14 protein-coding genes and 1 tRNA gene are annotated in these 16,794 nt (G+C 63.9%); 10 read left to right on the top strand and 5 right to left on the bottom strand.

The window, feature by feature from the left end; genetic code table 11:
- Window positions 1-317 precede the first annotated feature (317 nt).
- The 3 genes from AC5WEY_RS17540 (at window position 318) to AC5WEY_RS17530 (ending at window position 3,336) form a co-directional block, all read left to right on the top strand.
- Window positions 318-2,048: a DEAD/DEAH box helicase gene (locus AC5WEY_RS17540; RefSeq protein ID WP_495646923.1), complete on the top strand. Its 1,731-nt coding sequence runs from the start codon at window positions 318-320 to the stop codon at window positions 2,046-2,048.
- Between the two features lies 1 nt (window position 2,049).
- The gene (locus AC5WEY_RS17535; RefSeq protein ID WP_495646859.1) at window positions 2,050-2,583 is read left to right on the top strand and encodes an SWIM zinc finger family protein; all 534 of its coding nucleotides are present in this window, start codon (window positions 2,050-2,052) and stop codon (window positions 2,581-2,583) included.
- A 111-nt stretch (window positions 2,584-2,694) separates the two neighbouring features.
- Window positions 2,695-3,336 carry a dihydrofolate reductase family protein gene (locus AC5WEY_RS17530; protein WP_495646858.1) on the top strand — a complete coding sequence of 214 codons (642 nt, stop codon included), beginning with the start codon at window positions 2,695-2,697 and terminating at the stop codon, window positions 3,334-3,336.
- Between the two features lie 137 nt (window positions 3,337-3,473).
- On the opposite strand, the gene AC5WEY_RS17525 is transcribed toward AC5WEY_RS17530, so the two are convergent.
- From AC5WEY_RS17525 to AC5WEY_RS17515, 3 genes are all read right to left on the bottom strand, one after another.
- Complete coding sequence (locus AC5WEY_RS17525) at window positions 3,474-4,388, bottom strand: nucleoside triphosphate pyrophosphohydrolase (protein WP_495646857.1); 915 nt, start codon at window positions 4,386-4,388, stop codon at window positions 3,474-3,476.
- A gap of 2 nt (window positions 4,389-4,390) precedes the next feature.
- Window positions 4,391-7,969, bottom strand: a complete 3,579-nt coding sequence (gene mfd, locus AC5WEY_RS17520) for a transcription-repair coupling factor (RefSeq protein WP_495646922.1) — start codon at window positions 7,967-7,969, stop codon at window positions 4,391-4,393.
- A 215-nt stretch (window positions 7,970-8,184) separates the two neighbouring features.
- Complete coding sequence (locus tag AC5WEY_RS17515; RefSeq protein WP_495646856.1) at window positions 8,185-8,754, bottom strand: TetR/AcrR family transcriptional regulator; 570 nt, start codon at window positions 8,752-8,754, stop codon at window positions 8,185-8,187.
- A gap of 55 nt (window positions 8,755-8,809) precedes the next feature.
- Here AC5WEY_RS17515 and AC5WEY_RS17510 point away from each other — a divergent pair, with 55 nt between their 5' ends.
- Window positions 8,810-9,790, top strand: a complete 981-nt coding sequence (locus AC5WEY_RS17510; protein WP_495646855.1) for an alpha/beta fold hydrolase — start codon at window positions 8,810-8,812, stop codon at window positions 9,788-9,790.
- A gap of 1 nt (window position 9,791) precedes the next feature.
- Here the strand turns inward: AC5WEY_RS17510 and AC5WEY_RS17505 are convergent, their stop codons facing one another.
- Both AC5WEY_RS17505 and AC5WEY_RS17500 read right to left on the bottom strand, forming a co-directional pair.
- On the bottom strand, window positions 9,792-10,436 hold the full coding sequence (locus AC5WEY_RS17505) for a ScbR family autoregulator-binding transcription factor (RefSeq protein WP_057479126.1): 645 nt from the start codon (window positions 10,434-10,436) through the stop codon (window positions 9,792-9,794).
- 189 nt (window positions 10,437-10,625) lie between these two features.
- Entirely contained in the window at window positions 10,626-11,258 is a 633-nt protein-coding gene (locus AC5WEY_RS17500) for a TetR/AcrR family transcriptional regulator (protein WP_080730482.1), read from the bottom strand.
- 245 nt (window positions 11,259-11,503) lie between these two features.
- On the opposite strand from AC5WEY_RS17500, the gene AC5WEY_RS17495 reads away from it, so the two are divergent.
- The 6 genes from AC5WEY_RS17495 (at window position 11,504) to AC5WEY_RS17470 (ending at window position 16,735) form a co-directional block, all read left to right on the top strand.
- Window positions 11,504-11,574, top strand: a tRNA-Gln gene (locus tag AC5WEY_RS17495).
- Window positions 11,575-11,628: 54 nt separating this feature from the next.
- Window positions 11,629-13,098 (top strand): bifunctional UDP-N-acetylglucosamine diphosphorylase/glucosamine-1-phosphate N-acetyltransferase GlmU, encoded by a 1,470-nt coding sequence (gene glmU / locus AC5WEY_RS17490; protein WP_495646854.1) that lies wholly within the window; start codon window positions 11,629-11,631, stop codon window positions 13,096-13,098.
- Window positions 13,098-14,081, top strand: coding sequence for a ribose-phosphate diphosphokinase (locus tag AC5WEY_RS17485; RefSeq protein WP_082521150.1), 984 nt, complete (start codon window positions 13,098-13,100; stop codon window positions 14,079-14,081). Before glmU ends, AC5WEY_RS17485 begins: the two co-directional genes overlap by 1 nt.
- Window positions 14,082-14,228: 147 nt before the next feature.
- Window positions 14,229-14,861: a hypothetical protein gene (locus AC5WEY_RS17480; RefSeq protein WP_235581786.1), complete on the top strand. Its 633-nt coding sequence runs from the start codon at window positions 14,229-14,231 to the stop codon at window positions 14,859-14,861.
- Window positions 14,862-14,879: 18 nt separating this feature from the next.
- Window positions 14,880-16,076 carry a sensor histidine kinase gene (locus tag AC5WEY_RS17475; protein WP_495646853.1) on the top strand — a complete coding sequence of 399 codons (1,197 nt, stop codon included), beginning with the start codon at window positions 14,880-14,882 and terminating at the stop codon, window positions 16,074-16,076.
- Window positions 16,073-16,735 (top strand): response regulator, encoded by a 663-nt coding sequence (locus AC5WEY_RS17470; RefSeq protein ID WP_495646852.1) that lies wholly within the window; start codon window positions 16,073-16,075, stop codon window positions 16,733-16,735. Before AC5WEY_RS17475 ends, AC5WEY_RS17470 begins: the two co-directional genes overlap by 4 nt.
- The last annotated feature ends 59 nt before the right edge of the window (window positions 16,736-16,794 follow it).

The following is a 16,794-nucleotide window of genomic DNA, read 5'->3' as shown; positions in this document are numbered from 1 at the left end:
AACGACCTCACCTGTTCGGATCAATGCGACCTTGTTGCAGTCTGAGCGACTGAAACCCGCATTGATCCCGGCCGAGGGGCCGAGGAGTCGGGGTCGGGACAGCCGAGAGCGCCACAATTTCCGGATGTCAATTTTCGACTAAAGGTCACAAATTCCGTTATTTCGCAACCCTTTTCGGAATTGTTTCGAGATTGACAGAACTGTGCGGTCTGCTTAAGTTCTAGCGGTTCGGATTCGTCGCCGACTGCTCCTCGAAGGGATTCATGCCCCTCCCCCAGACTGCCGATACTCACGCGACCTACCTCGTCGATCGCCACATGTTTGCCCTGTGGACCTGGTCTTCCGGCACTGTCGGAGCGCCGCCGCCCGTCGGCGATGCCCAGACCGTCCCGCTGGCGGTTCCGACGCCGGACAATTCGGGTTTCGAGGTGTCCGACGTGGCCTGCACGCTGATCGAGCCGAGTCGGCTGGCCGACGTCGCCCTCGACTCTCCCGGTTCCTCGGTCGCTGTGTGGCGGACGCACCTGGCAGGAGGCGATTCAGCTCTGCCTATCGCCGGGCATGCCACTCCCGATGCCACCGGCAAATTGGTGACGTCGGCAGATTACGCCGTGACCGCATTTCGTCATACGACGGCCGTTGCCGCCGAACTACGCGCAGCCCTGGACGCCGAACTGCGGCCGTACCAGGTACGCGGCGTCGCCTGGATCCGGGAAACCGTCGCAGCACACGGCGGTGCGATACTCGCCGACGAGATGGGGCTCGGCAAGACGCTGCAGGCAATCGGCTACCTGGTCGGGCGCGCCGACGAGGGACCTCAGGTGGTGGTGAGTCCCACGTCGCTGGTCGGAAACTGGGCGCACGAGATTGCTCGATTCGCGCCGGACCTGTCCGCGGTGATCTGGCGCGGCGGTCCCCTGCCAGAAGTCAGCAAGAGAACGATAGTCCTCACCGGCTATCCGACGATGCGCATGCACGGTGCGCAACTCGCTGATTATCACTGGGCTACAGCAGTGTTCGACGAAGCCCAGGTGCTGAAGAATCCGCGCACCCAGATCTCGAAGGCTGCGCGCATCATCGACGCCGGTGCGACCATCGCGATGACCGGCACGCCCGTCGAGAACCATCTGGACGAGTTCTGGGCGTTACTCGATCTCGTCGCACCGCACTTGTTCGGTAACAGGACGCAGTTCCGGCGTCGATTCATCAAGCCGATAACGGACGGTTCCGAGGCGGCCGCCATTCGGCTACGGGCCGCCATCGAACCGGTTGTGCTGATGCGAAAGAAGGCTCAGGTCGCCGGATCACTTCCGCCGAAGATCCACGCCGACCTGATCTGCGATCTCACCGAAGAACAGCAGCGGCTGTACGACCTCGTCCTCGATCAGGCGATCGACGACGGCTTCGGCGATGGTGTGCAACGCCAGGCCCGGGTGCTGGCGGCTCTGACCGCACTGAAGCAAGTCTGCAATCACCCGGCACTGATTACCGGTGACGACGAAGATCTGTCCGGGCGGTCGGGCAAACTCGATCTGTGTACCGACATCGTTGCCAACAACCTCGACACCGATTCGCCCACATTGATTTTCACTCAGTACAGAAAGACCGGCGAACTTCTCGTGAGGCACTTCGCTGAACAGTTCGAGACGTCGGTGCCCTTCTTCCACGGTGGTCTGAATCAGGAACAACGTGCAGATATCGTCCGGCGCTTCCAGAACGACGACGGCCCGAGTGTGCTGGTACTCAGCCTGAAAGCCGGCGGCACCGGACTGACACTGACTCGCGCAGCCGACGTCATCCACTTCGACCGATGGTGGAACCCAGCCGTCGAAGGGCAGGCCTCGGATTGCGTTCATCGGATCGGGCAGACCCGCACCGTCACGATCACCACGCTGACCACCGACACCACCATCGAGGAGCACATCGCAGCCATGCACTCGCGAAAATCGACGTTGTCCGATGTCGCCGACATGTCGGGCGTTGCCGAATTGGCGAAATTGGACGACGACCGACTCGTCGAAACCCTGCGCCGCAAGCGAAGTCGCTGACATGGCGGACGACGACTTCGGCTACACAACATGGGGGCGGGATTGGGTTCGACTCGCGCAGCCGTTGCGCGTGACCCGCCCCGACCCACGGCTGCCACGCGCCCGCGCACTGGCGAAGGGCGGAAAAGTGGAGGTGACGATCGGTGCAGGCACGATCCGCGGAACCGTCGAACACGGACGCACAACACGTGAGGTGTCCATCGGGGTGGCACCGCTTTCCGGACCAGCTCTGAGCCTCATAGGCACCCAAGCTCGAACCGTACTCACCGACGAGATGTATCGCGCGTGCACCGAGCTAGGGCACCCACCCGTACCGAAGCTCACCCATGTCGAGTGCTCGTGCCCCGACAGCTCCGGTCGGTGCATCCACGTGCTCGCTGTCTTCTACGACATGGCCCAGCGCATCGACGACGACCCTCGCCTTGCCCTCGATGTCCTGACCCCGTCCGACGGCGCTGACCAATCCGAGACAATCCCACAGCGGTGGACCGCATTCGACGCGCTCGATCCGGCCGAATACTTCACGGTTCGGTGATCGACGACGTGCGCTATCGGACTAGTCTGATCCGATTCCGTCCAGCGATGAGTTTGCGCGCGCAGATCGGTCTACACGTCGTATATCTTTTCCTCGACATCGGGAGCACACATGGGACAGCTGGTTCGGGTACAGAACTTCACCGTCTCGAGCGACGGGATCGCAGCGGGGCCGGACCAGAGCCTCGAGAGCCCGTTCGGCCTCGATCACCTGGCATTGATGAAGTGGTACTTCGCCACCGCCACCTTTCCTGGAAACGCCGGTTCGGGCGGTAGTCACGGACTCGACGACTACTTCGCGCGCGACTTCGCCAACAACATCGGTGCAGAAATCATGGGCCGGAACAAGTTCGGACCTCAGCGCGGGCCGTGGGACGACCACGAATGGCAGGGCTGGTGGGGCGACGAGCCGCCGTTCCACACCCCCGTTTTCGTTCTCACCCACCACGAGCGCCCGTCGATCACACTCTCCAACACAACATTTCACTTCGTCGACGGCGAGCCGTCCGAGGTACTGAAACAGGCAAAGGAGGCGGCCGATGGTAAGGACGTGCGCCTCGGCGGTGGCGTCACCAGTATCCGGGAGTTCCTCGATGCCGATCTCGTCGACACCATCCACATCGCTGTCGCGCCCATCGAATTCGGTTCGGGCCTGAAGCTGTGGGATTCGCCCGACGAGTTGAACGACAGATTCGAGCACGAGGTCGTCCCCAGCAGCAGCGGAATCACTCATCACCTGTTCTGGCGCAAGTAACCGGAGTGAATCAATGTGGCTTTGTTGCACTCTGAGCGACTGAAACCCACATTGATCCCAGAACCCGAGGGACGAGGTGAGGAGTGAGGAGTGAGGGTGGAGCGGACGGGGGTGGAGCCTACGGGGGTGGAGGCAGGTCAGCCCCGCAGACCCCAGTGCTCGATCCAATCCAGGGCAGACATCTCTCCCGGCGCGATACCCGCATTGCGCGCGGATGCTTCGGCGTTGCGGATGAGTGATGCGAAATCCAATACCCGACGCCGGAGCGCGTCCTCGGCACTCTCCCCACCGTGCGAGTGGTCCACCCCGATGTGCACGACGCGAAGGCCGTCGGGGACGAGTTCATCGGGTAGGCCAGCCTTGGTGGCTCGTCCGATCACCTTCTGGGCCAGAGCAAGCGAGGGCTGCGAGAGTGCAATCCCGTCGATGCAGGATCCTCGCGCCTTTTCCGAGGCCTTCTTCTCTTCCCAGGCACGCTCTTGCTCGACAATGTCGATCGGTCCGCCGTCACGGCGAGCCAGGTGCGGGCTGCGGTGTGTCAGTTTGGCAACGAGTCCCGCGGCGACGTCGTCGACATCGAAGGCATTCTCGGTGGCGTTCTGAGCAATTCTGGAGTGAAAGAGCACCTGCAGCAACAGGTCTCCGAGTTCCTCACGAAGGTCGTTCAGGTTCCCCGCAGCAATTGCGTCGAGGAGTTCGTAGGTTTCCTCCAACAGGTAGCCGCGCAGCGATTCGTGGGTCTGCTGTGCTTCCCAGCCACCGGCGGTGTGCAAACGGTCCATCAAGTGCATCGCCGCGATGACGTCGTCACCGGGCAACTTCTCGGCGGCGATGACGCGTTCTCCGCGCGCGATTCGGTCCTGGACTTCTGGGTTGGCCCGGTCGGTGCTGACCAGAACCGGGTCGACGGCATCGGGCGCAGCGGTGCCGGAGAACAGCCATCGCACCCGCACCGGTACCTCTTCGGTGAATTGCACCGCGCCACCGAGAAATTCGACAGCATCGACGGGTACCTGTGCCGGACGAACGGGGTCGAGCAGAACTACCGTCACCGCTACACCCCCACTGTTTGCTCCAACAAGACCGACCGAGATGGCTTCCCGTCCAAGGATAGGATGAGATCGGCGATGAACTGCACCAATTCGACATCGCGGACGCGCGCCGCCCCCACGCCGCCGCCCTCGACGCGCGGCAGCGGCAATTGCACCACTCCGGTTGTCGCGCGGTAGGTGGCACTGGGATAGAGCCGCTTGAGTCGGATCTGCTTGGAGTCGGGCAGATCCATCGGAGCCAGTTTGACCTGAGTCCCGGCGACGTTGACGTCGGTCAGGCCGTACTCCTTGGCGATGAGCCTCAACTTCGCGATGGAGACCAGGCGGCCGACCTCCTCGGGAAGGGGTCCGTACCGGTCGACGAGTTCGTCGATGACAGCGTCTATACCGGCAGAATCGGCTGCCGCAGCAAGCTTTCGGTAGCCCTCGAGGCGCAAGCGGTCGCTGGTGACGTAGTCGGGCGGAATGTTGGCGTCGACGGGAAGATCGATGCGCACTTCCTTCGGAGCCTCGTCGGTCGTGATGGGCTTTCCGTCCGCAGCGGCGCGGTAGGCCTCGACCGCCTCACCCACGAGCCGTACATAGAGGTCGAATCCAACGCCGGCAACGTGACCTGACTGCTCGGCGCCCAGAACGTTTCCGGCACCACGGATTTCGAGGTCCTTCATTGCAACGGCCATACCGGCACCGAGGTCGGAGTTCTGCGAGATGGTCGCCAGCCGGTCGTATGCAGTTTCGGTGAGCGGCTTCTCCGGTGGATACAGGAAGTACGCGTACCCACGTTCGCGGCTACGGCCCACGCGACCACGGAGCTGATGCAGCTGGGACAGGCCGAGCGAATCGGACCGCTCGACGATGAGCGTGTTGGCATTGGAGATATCCAGGCCGGTCTCGATGATGGTGGTGCACACCAACACGTCGGTCTCGCGTTGCCAGAACCCCTGCACGGTGCGCTCGAGTGTCTCCTCGTTCATCTGGCCGTGGGCAGTCGCGACCCTGGCCTCGGGCACCAGATCACGAATCTTCTTGGCGGCCTTGTCGATCGAGCTGACCCGGTTGTGGACGAAGAACACCTGGCCGTCGCGCAGCAGCTCACGCCTGATGGCGGCCGCTACCTGCTTGTCGTTGTACGCACCGACGTACGTCAACACCGGATGCCGCTCCTCGGGCGGAGTGAGAATGGTCGACATCTCACGGATGCCCGCCAGGCTCATCTCCAGCGTTCGCGGAATCGGAGTCGCGGACATGGTCAGGACGTCGACGTGGGTTCGGAGCGACTTGATGTGCTCCTTGTGCTCGACGCCGAATCGCTGCTCCTCGTCGACGATGACCAGACCGAGATCCTTCCAGGCGACTCCGGTCTGCAGCAACCGGTGGGTTCCGACGACGATATCGACTGTGCCGTCGGCCAACCCGGCCATGACCTCCTTGGACTCGGACCCGTGGGTGAACCGGGAGAGCCCCTTCACCGTCACTGGGAACGACGCCATCCGCGCGGTGAAGGTCTGCAGATGCTGTTGCGCCAGAAGCGTTGTCGGAACCAGAACAGCTACCTGCTTGCCGTCCTGAACCGCCTTGAACGCGGCGCGCACTGCGATCTCGGTCTTGCCGTAGCCGACGTCGCCCAGAATGACGCGGTCCATCGGGACCGCCTTCTCCATATCGGCCTTGACATCGGTGATGGCAGTCATCTGGTCGACCGTCTCGGTGAATCCGAACGCATCTTCCATCTCGAGTTGCCACGGAGTGTCGGGTCCGAAGGCATGTCCGGGCGCTGCTTGCCGAGCGGCATACAGCTGCACCAGTTCGCCGGCGATCTCGCGAACTGCCTTGCGCGCCTTGCGTTTGGTGTTGGCCCAGTCGGATCCGCCGAGCTTGCTCAGTGCCGGCAGCTCGCCACCGACGTAGCGCGAGAGCTGATCGAGAGAGTCCATGGGTACGAAGAGTCGGTCGCCGGGATGGCCGCGTTTGCTCGGCGCGTATTCGACGACCAGGTACTCGCGTCGGGCACCACCGATGGTGCGTTCGACCATCTCGACGAAGCGGCCGATGCCGTGCTGATCGTGCACGACGCTGTCGCCGGCGACGAGAGCGAGCGGATCGACCTGATTGCGACGCTTCGCCGGAAGCTTGCGCCCCTCGCCTGCCGCGGCGACGCGGTTGCCGGTCAAGTCGCTTTCGGTGACGACGACGAGCTTGGCATCGGGGAACACCAGGCCGTCGTGCAGCGATCCACAGAGCACGTTGACGACGTCCGGTACCGGAACGGCACCGGAATCGAGATGCGCTGCAGGCACTTCGGCCTCAGCGAGGCGTTCGATGATGCGGGTGGCGGTGCCGGCACCGGCGACGGAGATGACGGCGCGGCCACCGGTGGCGATATGCGCTCGCAAGGTCGCGAACAGGGCCGTCAACGCTTCTTCGGACCCCCGTACCTCCGGGACCGAATCGACGGCAAGCTCGACCTCTTCGCCGTTGCCGGAGGCCAGCGGGCTGATGGTCCACCACGGTCGACCGTGAACCTGAGCCGACTCGCGAACCTGCCGCAGCGACCGATACGCCGAGGCCCCGAGATCGAGTGACGCACCTTCGAGACTGGACGTGTCGAGGGTCGAGGTGTCCAGTGGCGCAGCGCCGCCGATCGACGCTGCCGTCCACGACGCCTCGAGAAATTCCTGCCCGGTTCGCACCAGATCTGTTGCGCGCGTACGAATTCGCTCAGGGTCAGAGAGCAGTACATGCGTTCCGGCGGGAAGAGTATTGGCGAGCAGTTCCAGCTCGCCCGGCTGCAGCAGGGGAAGCAACGCCTCCATTCCCTCCACGGGAACGCCGGCGGAGATCTTGTCCAGCATCTCCACCAGCGCCGCGTCCCCCGCGTTGTCGGCCGCGAGCACCGCGGCGCGGTCACGGACCTCCTGGGTGAGGAGTAGCTCACGGCATGGCGGCGCGATGACGAGTTCGACCTCGTGATCGGGGAGCGAACGTTGATCGGAGACGGCGAACGCACGAAGTTCGGTGATCTCGTCGCCCCAGAATTCCACGCGCACCGGGTGATCTGCCGTCGGCGAGAAGAGGTCGAGGATGCCGCCGCGGACGGCGAACTCGCCGCGCTTGCCGACCATGTCCACGCGCAGGTATCCGAACTCGACGAGTCGGTGGATCAAGCCGTCGAAGTCGATGTCGAGCCCGACCTTCAAGGTCACGGGTTCGATCTCACCGAGACCCGGAGCCATCGGCTGGACCAGCGAACGCACGGTGGTGACGATGACGCGCAGAGGATCGCCGTAATCGGTGTCGCCGGGACGAGCGAGCCGGCGGAGCACGTCCAGTCGCTTGCCGACGGTGTCAGCACTCGGTGAGAGCCGCTCGTGTGGAAGCGTCTCCCAAGACGGGAACATCACGACACCGTCGCCGAGGATCTGGCGGAGTTCGTCGGTGAGATCGTCCGCTTCACGCCCAGTGGCGGTCACGATCAACAGCTGGGTGTGCTGCGCGATGGCAGCGGCGACGAACGGACGAACCGAGTGCGGTCCGATGAGCGTGTGTTCGGCGGTGCCGATCGCATCGGCTACGGCCACCATCGACGAATCCGTCAGCGCGACGCTGGCCAGACCCGACAGGTGCAGCGCCGCGTCGGGAACGATCGGGACCGGCCCGGATGGAGAAATGGCTGGCAGAGAATCGGAAGACAACAGCAATGCTCCTACAAGCGATTCGAGGCGACGGCTGCGCGTGCACAGTCAGCATCGAGTCTATGGGAGTACACCGACAACCCGGCAGCCGGGCGAGCCCGAGGTCAGCCGAGAGCTGCGTCGAGGATCGTTGCGAGTGACTCACCGGCCGCAGCCGAGTCGTACTCGGGGTCGTGCAGGCATTCGGTGACGATCGCGTCGATCGCGCCGCCGGTGATGATGGCGAGCGTTCGAGACTCGACTCCTGACGTCCCGCGTGCGCGGACGGCCGCGTCGATGAGGTCGGCCAACGGCCGCCATCGCTGCTCCGCGGTGTGACCGGGCATGGAGTTGGCCAGCGCCTCGATCAGCATGCGCGTGTGCTGGGGATGAGCGCGGAGGTGGCCGACCATGGCCCGGACGTACGCCGCAGGACCGTCCTTTGCGGGAACATTCCCGACCGCGGCAGTCACGTCCTCGACGAGCGCATCGAGGACATGGCGATACGCCGCTTCCACCACCGCATCTTTGGTTCGAAAGTGGTATAGCACAGCTGCTTTCGTGATTCCGGCATTGTCTGCGATGCGCGCGAGCGAGACGTTCGAATAGCCGTGCTCGGCGACCGCAGCGATCGTGACGTCGATCAACTGCGCGCGCCGGGTGCGTTCGATGAAGCTCGGTTCTCTCGTTGCCACAACCGCCAGCTTACCGTACGGTCGAAATACTTACCGATCGGTTAGGAGTCCGGACATGAACCATCGAGTACCGAAAACACGCCGTCGGTACCTGAAGATCGCCGCCGGGGCGTTGACCGTCGGCGCGCTCGCCCTCACGTTCGCACTCCGATCCCCGTCACCTGTGGGGCATTGGAACAGCGCAGCGAGCGAGGACCGCTTCCTCGCCGCGTACGACCGAGCGTTCGAGGACTTGCCCACACCGGCGGACACACTCGACATCAGAACCGATTACGGCGTCGTTCGCGTGTATCGGTTCGAGGGCACCGGGACCTCCACGCAACCTCTGCTCTTGCTTCCCGGACGTTCCTCCGCGACCCCGGTCTGGGCAGCGAATCTGCCAGGCCTACTGACCATCGGCGACGTCTACACCGTCGACCTCCTCGGTGAGCCCGGACGCAGCATCCAGGAACGGCCGATCTCCAACGACCAGGACCAAGCCTCGTGGCTCGATCAGACACTCGATGCTCTACCCGACGACCGCGTCCATCTCGTCGGACTGTCGATCGGCGGGTGGACCGCGGCGAACCTGGCGCTGCACGAGGGCACACACATAGCCACTCTCACGCTGATCGACCCGGCCCGGGTGTTCGCCGACATTCCGTGGGGCACAGCGATCCGCGCCCTCCCTGCCGCAGTGCCGTGGCTCCCGAAATCCTGGCGCGACGGCTTCAACTCCTACACTGCCGGAGGCGCTGAAGTGCAGGACGTTCCCATCGCAGACATGATCGAAGCCGGGATGCAGGGCTATTCACTGAAACTTCCGCAGCCGACACCGATGACCGAGGAGCAACTCCGGACCCTGGGTATGCCGGTACTGGCCGTCATCGCCGGCAAATCCGTGATGCACGACGCCACGGAAGCCGTCGCCACAGCAGAAAAAACGCTTCCCGACGGGACCGTACGCCTCTACCCGGACGCGTCTCACGCGATCAACGGCGAATACCCGGATCGACTCCGAGACGACATTGCCGACTTCGTTGCGAAGAACTCCTGAGCTACGGCCCGAAGCGAATGACGCGACGCGCCGCGAACTCGCGGAAGTAGTCCAGCTTGTTGGCAGGAACCAACGCCGGCAGCAGGTAGTACCAGAGCCGCTCCATGCGCGAGGGCAATTCCTCGGTGGTGGAGGTGGCGACCGCCACCATGTGTGCGCCGGTGAGGATTTCCAGGACAAGTGACCCGATGGTGCGCGAATCCGAGTTGGGGTCGATGTCGCCCTGCGCGATTGCCTTGGCGGCGAGCCTGTCGAACGACTCGCTCCACCCGGCCATCACGTTGCCCTCGGTACCCCGGTAATCGCCGATCTGATGGCTCAATCGGAGCATGGCCGAAACCATGGGATCGCTGACCGAGAGGTCGACGACGATGTAGGAGATGCCGATAGCCGCCTCCAGGGCGGGAATTCGACCGTCGTTGAACTGCGAGCAGGCCGTCGTCAAACGAGTGTTGCCCTCGTCGATGACCGCGCGCGCCAGCTCTTCCTTGGAACCGAAGTGGAAGTACAACGCGCCTTTGGTGACCTGAGACTGAGAAATGATTTCGCTGAGACTTGCGTTCGCATACCCGAGACGCAGGAAAACGTTCGCTGCGCCCGCGAGCACGGTGTCGCGAGTTATTTCAGCGCGCGCCTGCCTGACCATGGGATCCGCCTTCGCAATTCTGTACTGCCACCGCGCAAATTACGCCCGAACGGTACCACTGAGTGGCTTTACGTCTCATGTCAACATGCATCGGTCCGGTTGAGTACCACGCCGAGAGTGACGTAGCTCTCAGGGCCGACAAAGAGGACGATACCCGCTCTTTCATCGCGAAGAGACGAAACCGGGTACTCATTCCTCGGTCAGTCGAGGGTCCGCTTCCAGATTCGTCAACCCGTTCCAACACAGGTTCACCACGTGTGCCGCCACCACTTCTTTGGACGGTGTGCGCACGTCCAGCCACCACTGGGCCGTCATCGACACCATTCCGACCAGGGCCTGGGCATACATCGGGGCGAACTCGGGATCGAGGCCGCGACGCGAGAAGTCTCCGGCCAACATGTGTCCGACGCGTCCGATGGCCTCGTTGAGCAGGGACGAGTACTTGCCGTCCTCGGCAGAGGCGGGTGAATCACGAACGAGAATGCGGAAACCGTCGGTCCGATCCTCGATGTAGGTCAGCAGCGCGAGCGCGACACGTTCCACACGGATTCGCGATCGATTGAGATCGAGAGATTTGGTGATCATCCCCAGCAACGTGGACATCTCACGGTCGACGATGACGGCGTAGAGGCCCTCTTTGCCGCCGAAATGTTCGTAGACGACCGGCTTGGACACGTTGGCGCGACCGGCGATCTCCTCCACCGACGCGGCCTCGTAGCCACGTTCGGCGAAGAGCGTCCGTCCCACCTCGATCAACTGCTCGCGTCGTTGCGTCCCGGTCATCCGAACCCGAGGTGAGCGCTCCTGCTCCGAGGCTGACATGGAAACCGCTTCCGTTGACCGACCGTGCGCGTCCTGCCGCCGATATCGGCGACTACCTCACCCTAGCGATGTCCGAAGTATCCGATTGCCGGGCGTGTGGGAACCGACCATGCCGGTCTGTTATGAGTCGCGGTTCGACTCACCGCTACCTCTCATGCGAGGATCGTTGCGCTCGGTGGGAGCGCAACGGCTTGACGAATGCGTCGTTCGATTCGTCGGCCACTGTGTGTACCACCGGTCGTTTATCCGCCGTGGTGTAATGGCAGCACCTCTGATTTTGGTTCAGATAGTTCAGGTTCGAGTCCTGGCGGCGGAGCGAGCAACATCATTCACGCATGCCCGTCTTTCGCGTTACCGCCTGAGGAGCTCAATGCCTGTGCAGACCGCCGTGGTCGTTCTCGCTGCGGGTGCAGGTACCCGAATGCGCTCGAAGACCCCGAAAGTTCTGCACCCTCTGGCCGGACGCACGATGCTCGCGCACGCCCTACACGCGGCCGCCGACCTCGGACCCGACCACCTGGTGACCGTCGTCGGGCACGATCGTGAACGCGTCTCGTCGGCCGTGCACGATCTCGCAGCCACCTTGGGCCGCACCATCCATACCGCTGTGCAGGATCGACAGTTGGGTACCGGACATGCAGTGCAGTGCGGCCTGGCCGCGCTCCCGGACGACTTCGAGGGCACGATCCTCGTCACTGCGGCCGACGTCCCTCTGCTCGACGGCCACACCCTCAAAGCGTTGCTCGACGAGCATCTGAGCGCTCCCCGCCCCGCAGCCGCGACAGTGCTGACCTTCGTCCCGGACGACGCCAACGGCTACGGCCGCATAGTGCGCACCGACGACGGCGAGGTGGCCGAGATCGTCGAACACGCCGATGCCACCCCCGCTCAGGTGCTGATCGGTGAGGTCAACTCGGGCGTCTACGCGTTCGACGCGGTAGCGCTGCGCACGGCACTGGGCAAGCTCAGCACTGCCAATGCTCAGCACGAGCTGTATCTGACCGACGTCGTCAAGATCAGCAAGGCCGACGACAAAGCTGTCTACGGCACCCAGCTCGCCGATCCCGACTTGGTGGTGGGCGTCAACGACCGGGTCCAGCTGTCGCATGTCACGTCGGTGCTCAATCGCCACATCATCGAGCGGCACATGCGAGCGGGCGTCACCGTGGTGGATCCGTCGACCACGTGGATCGACATCGACGTCACACTCGGCGCGGACGTTCGCCTCGAGCCCGGCGTCCAGCTGCTCGGCAAGACCCATATCGCCGACGACGCGGTCGTCGGGCCGGATTCGACCCTGCGTGACGTCGAGATCGGTGAGCGCGCGTCGGTGGTACGCACCCATGCCGAGCAGGCCGTGATCGGTCCGGACGCCACGGTGGGGCCGTTCACCTACCTGCGTCCCGGGACCGTCCTCGGCGAGGGGGGCAAGCTCGGCGCATACGTCGAGACGAAGAACTCGACGATCGGCAGACACACCAAGGTCCCCCATCTCACCTACGTCGGCGACGCCACGATCGGCGAGTACAGCAACATCGGCTGCTCCAACGTCTTTGCCAACTACGACGGTGTCAACAAGAGCCGCACGGAAATCGGGTCCCACGTGCGGACCGGTTCCGACTCGACGTTCGTCGCTCCCGTTCACGTGGGCGACGGCGCTTACACCGGCGCAGGAACAGTGATTCGGGAGGATGTCCCTCCCGGCGCACTGGCCGTCTCCGGTGGCAAGCAACGCAATATCGAAGGCTGGGTCATCGACAACAGGCCCGGAACCGAAGCTGCGCAGGCAGCGGCGCTCGCAGATCGTGATCGGCACGAACAAAAGGACGGCGAACAGTAGTGAGCACCCCCAATTGGATCGACAACCAGAAGAACCTGATGTTGTTCTCCGGTCGAGCACATCCGGAGCTGGCCGAGCAGGTCGCCAAGGAACTCGGCATCGAGATCACCCCGCAGACGGCACGTGACTTTGCCAACGGTGAGATCTTCGTGCGCTTCGAGGAGTCGGTCCGCGGATCGGACGCGTTCGTTCTTCAGTCGCATCCGTTCCCGCTCAACACCTGGCTGATGGAACAGCTCATCATGATCGACGCTCTCAAGCGTGGATCGGCCAAGCGCATCACCGCGATCCTCCCGTTCTACCCGTACGCCCGCCAGGACAAGAAGCACCGCGGCCGCGAGCCCATCTCCGCTCGCCTCGTCGCCGATCTGCTCAAGACCGCAGGTGCCGACCGCATCATCACCGTCGACCTGCACACCGATCAGATTCAGGGCTTCTTCGACGGCCCCGTCGATCACATGCACGCGCACAGCCAGCTGGCCGATCACATCCGCGGCAAGTACAGCCTCGAGCACATCACCGTCGTCTCGCCCGACTCCGGCCGCGTCCGCGTCGCCGAGAAGTGGGCAGACTCCTTCGGCGGCGCACCGCTGGCCTTCATCCACAAGACCCGTGATCCGCTGGTGCCCAACCAGGTCAAGTCCAACCGCGTCGTCGGCGAGGTCGAAGGCCGCACCTGCATCCTCATCGACGACATGATCGACACCGGCGGCACCATCGCGGGAGCGGTCAAGGTTCTCAAGGAAGCCGGCGCGGGTGACGTCGTCATCGCTGCCACTCACGGCGTGCTGTCCAACCCGGCCGCCGAGCGCCTGGCCAACTGCGGTGCCAAGGAAGTTGTCGTCACCAACACCCTGCCGATCAGCGACGAGAAGCGCTTCGACACGCTCACCGAACTCTCGATCGCACCCCTGCTGGCCCGCACCATCCGCGAGGTCTTCGAAAACGGTTCCGTCACCAGCCTTTTCAACGGCAGCGCGTAACAGTAGGTCTGTTTCGCTCGACCGGAACCCGCCCCACCCACTCTCCGTCCGCACTGCATGAACTACGTCACGTCGACGACCGGAATATGCAGCTCGCGAGACGGGGGTGTGTGGGGCGGGTTTCGTTGTCACCTAAGATGACTCGTCGTGATCGACGCGCACTCTCTCAACGGCCCGGCTGGAACTACTACCGTCAGAATTGCTCGATGGACGCCGGGCGGGTGCGTCTGGTGCGGGAGCACCGACGCCGTCGAAACCTTTCGGAACGAACCTCGCTGTGGCCTGTGCCGCGAGAAGGAAGCCGTCATCGACGAGGCCAAGCACTTCATCGGCATGTACGGTCTGCGGCCCCTGGGCGGCACTCTCGCGTCCGAGGACGACGAGGAGCGCGAGTACCGCGTCACCGCCCGCGATGCGCGTGAGGTCCTCAACCGCATTCGGCTCGAGAAGCTCCCCGACCCCGCCGCCGTCCGCAAGGCGTTGCGCCCCAGGGCCGCTGCCGCAGTGAACGCACCGGCCTCACCCTCGTCGACGTCCGCTCCGGCGAAGGCACCGACGAAGAAGTCGCAGGCCGGTGTCACCGGAATCGATGCGATCGAACTGCAGTCCCGCGTGGAGAAGTTGCTCGGCCAACTCACGTCCGTCGACGAGCAGATCAGTGCGCTTGACGGCGTACAGGGCCTCCCCGCACGCGCCCGTATGAAGGATCTCGAACGTCAGCGGACCACCGTGCTGTCGACGTTGGCCGCGCTCGAGAAGGCTCGTCGCCGCACCAACTGATCCACGTAGTCTGATCGAGTGCTGCGCAACCGTTCGATCTCACGGCAGGTGCTCGATGCCGTCTATGCGGTCGTGTTCGTTCTGCTGCTTCTGGCGTCCACCCTGAACGGAGTAGCGGGTACCCCGGGTGTGGGTGTTCTGGTCGGGTTCGGCATTGCCTTGGCCATTCGGCGCAGTTCTCCACGATGGTCGTTGGTGCTCGCCTGGGTGTTGGCTGTCGTGCAAATGGTCTTCGGAGTGCTCCCGCTGTCGGCCGATATCGCGATCTTCGCGATTCTGTACTGCTCGGCCGCTTACGGCGACAACGTGGTTCGACGCCTCGGTCTCGTCTCGGCCGTGGTCGGCGGAGTGATAGCGGCGCTGTATCTCGCGTACGTGGACGGAAATCCGTTCGGAGATCCGACGGAAGAGGGATTCCAGGAGCCTCGCCTCGCTCAGTTCGCCCTCCTCCTCGTCGGCCTGTGGGCCATGCTCGGTTTGTCCTGGGCATTGGGTCGACTCGCCTACGCGCGGCGCACGGCCATCGAGTCGGCACACGCGCGCGAGCTCGCCGAGGTCTATCAGGCGCGAGCAGAGCAGGAAGTGGTAATCGAACAGGAGCGCAACCGAATTGCCCGGGACATGCACGACATCGTCGCGCATTCCCTGGCCGTGGTGATCGCTCAGGCTGACGGCGCACGCTACGTGCGTGCAGTGGATCCCGCTGCCGTCGACACTGCACTGACGACGATCTCCGACACCGCGCGCGAGGCGTTGTCCGACGTTCGGGTGCTGCTGGGGCAGCTCCGGCACAGCCAGGGCGATCTCCCGACCCCGGGTCCAGGCGACCTCGAGCGATTGATCGATCAGATGCGCGCCACGGGCCTGACCATCGAGTCCTCGATCGGCACCGGTGACGTGTCGTTGGGTGCCGGGGTGCATCTGGCGCTGTATCGCATCGCGCAGGAATCGTTGACCAATGCACTGCGCCACGGCGATCCGAACGCGCCGGTGACCGTCGCCGTCGAATCTGATTCTGCCGGCGTCGAACTGACGGTACGAAACAGTGTGTTGCCGGGGCCTCCCGCCGCGGAATCAGCCGGTCACGGAGTGGCCGGCATGAAGGAACGCGCCAGCCTCTCCGGCGGTACGTGCACTGCGACCGGCGACGCCTCGTCATGGACCGTGACGGCGTGGTTGCCTGCCACCACCCCCTCGACGAAGGGCACTACGTGAGTTCCGATCGCATCAAAGTTGCGCTGGTCGACGATCAGCAGCTGTTCCGAGCGGGCATTCGCATGCTCATCTCCTCGCAGACCGATCTGGAATTCGTCGGGGAGGCGGGGAACGGACGAGAAGCCGTCGAACTCGCAGCGTCCGCGACTCCCAACGTGATGCTCATGGACATCCGGATGCCGGTGCTCGACGGTATCGCCGCGACCGAGCAGATCCTGGCCGCCTCCGACACTCCCCCACGCATTCTGGTACTGACGACGTTCGACCTGGACGAGAGCGCTGCGCGGGCCATTCGTTCCGGTGCAAGCGGATTCGTGCTCAAGGACGCCGACCCGGAGTTTCTGCTCGCTGCGATTCGTACGGTCCATGCCGGAAACTCGGTGATCGCTGCGTCCGCGACGACCGGTCTGCTCGCACATTTCACTCCCACGCCTCCGGTTCCGACGGTCCCGGCAGCCTTCGAAACCCTCACTGCGCGAGAGAAGGAGCTGTTCCGGCTCACCGCCCGCGGACTGAGCAACTCCGAGATCGCCGAGCTGGAGTACCTGAGCGAGGCGACGGTCAAAACACACATCAGCCGCATATTCGCCAAGCTGCATCTGCGTGATCGGGTGCAGCTGGTGGTCTACGCATTCGAGCATGGACTCACTGGAGACTGACGCCGACGTCATCCTGCAGATGTACGAGGTGAAGACTCGCGCCTGACTACTTCGGTGCG

Source organism: Rhodococcoides sp. S146-33 (genome assembly GCF_059489205.1).
Note: the sequence above shows the minus strand (reverse complement) of the source record. Positions and strands in the feature narration are given on the sequence as shown.

What these genes read in the sequence shown, in the direction of transcription:
- mfd (WP_495646922.1), bottom strand. Translation starts at nt 7,969, where the DNA reads ATGGTGGCCGTAGCCGATGCGATCGGCACCGCCGAACACACGCTCATC.
- AC5WEY_RS17500 (WP_080730482.1), bottom strand. Translation starts at nt 11,258, where the DNA reads ATGTCAGCCTCGGAGCAGGAGCGCTCACCTCGGGTTCGGATGACCGGG.
- AC5WEY_RS17510 (WP_495646855.1), top strand. Translation starts at nt 8,810, where the DNA reads ATGAACCATCGAGTACCGAAAACACGCCGTCGGTACCTGAAGATCGCC.
- AC5WEY_RS17505 (WP_057479126.1), bottom strand. Translation starts at nt 10,436, where the DNA reads ATGGTCAGGCAGGCGCGCGCTGAAATAACTCGCGACACCGTGCTCGCG.
- AC5WEY_RS17535 (WP_495646859.1), top strand. Translation starts at nt 2,050, where the DNA reads ATGGCGGACGACGACTTCGGCTACACAACATGGGGGCGGGATTGGGTT.
- AC5WEY_RS17540 (WP_495646923.1), top strand. Translation starts at nt 318, where the DNA reads ATGTTTGCCCTGTGGACCTGGTCTTCCGGCACTGTCGGAGCGCCGCCG.
- AC5WEY_RS17530 (WP_495646858.1), top strand. Translation starts at nt 2,695, where the DNA reads ATGGGACAGCTGGTTCGGGTACAGAACTTCACCGTCTCGAGCGACGGG.
- glmU (WP_495646854.1), top strand. Translation starts at nt 11,629, where the DNA reads ATGCCTGTGCAGACCGCCGTGGTCGTTCTCGCTGCGGGTGCAGGTACC.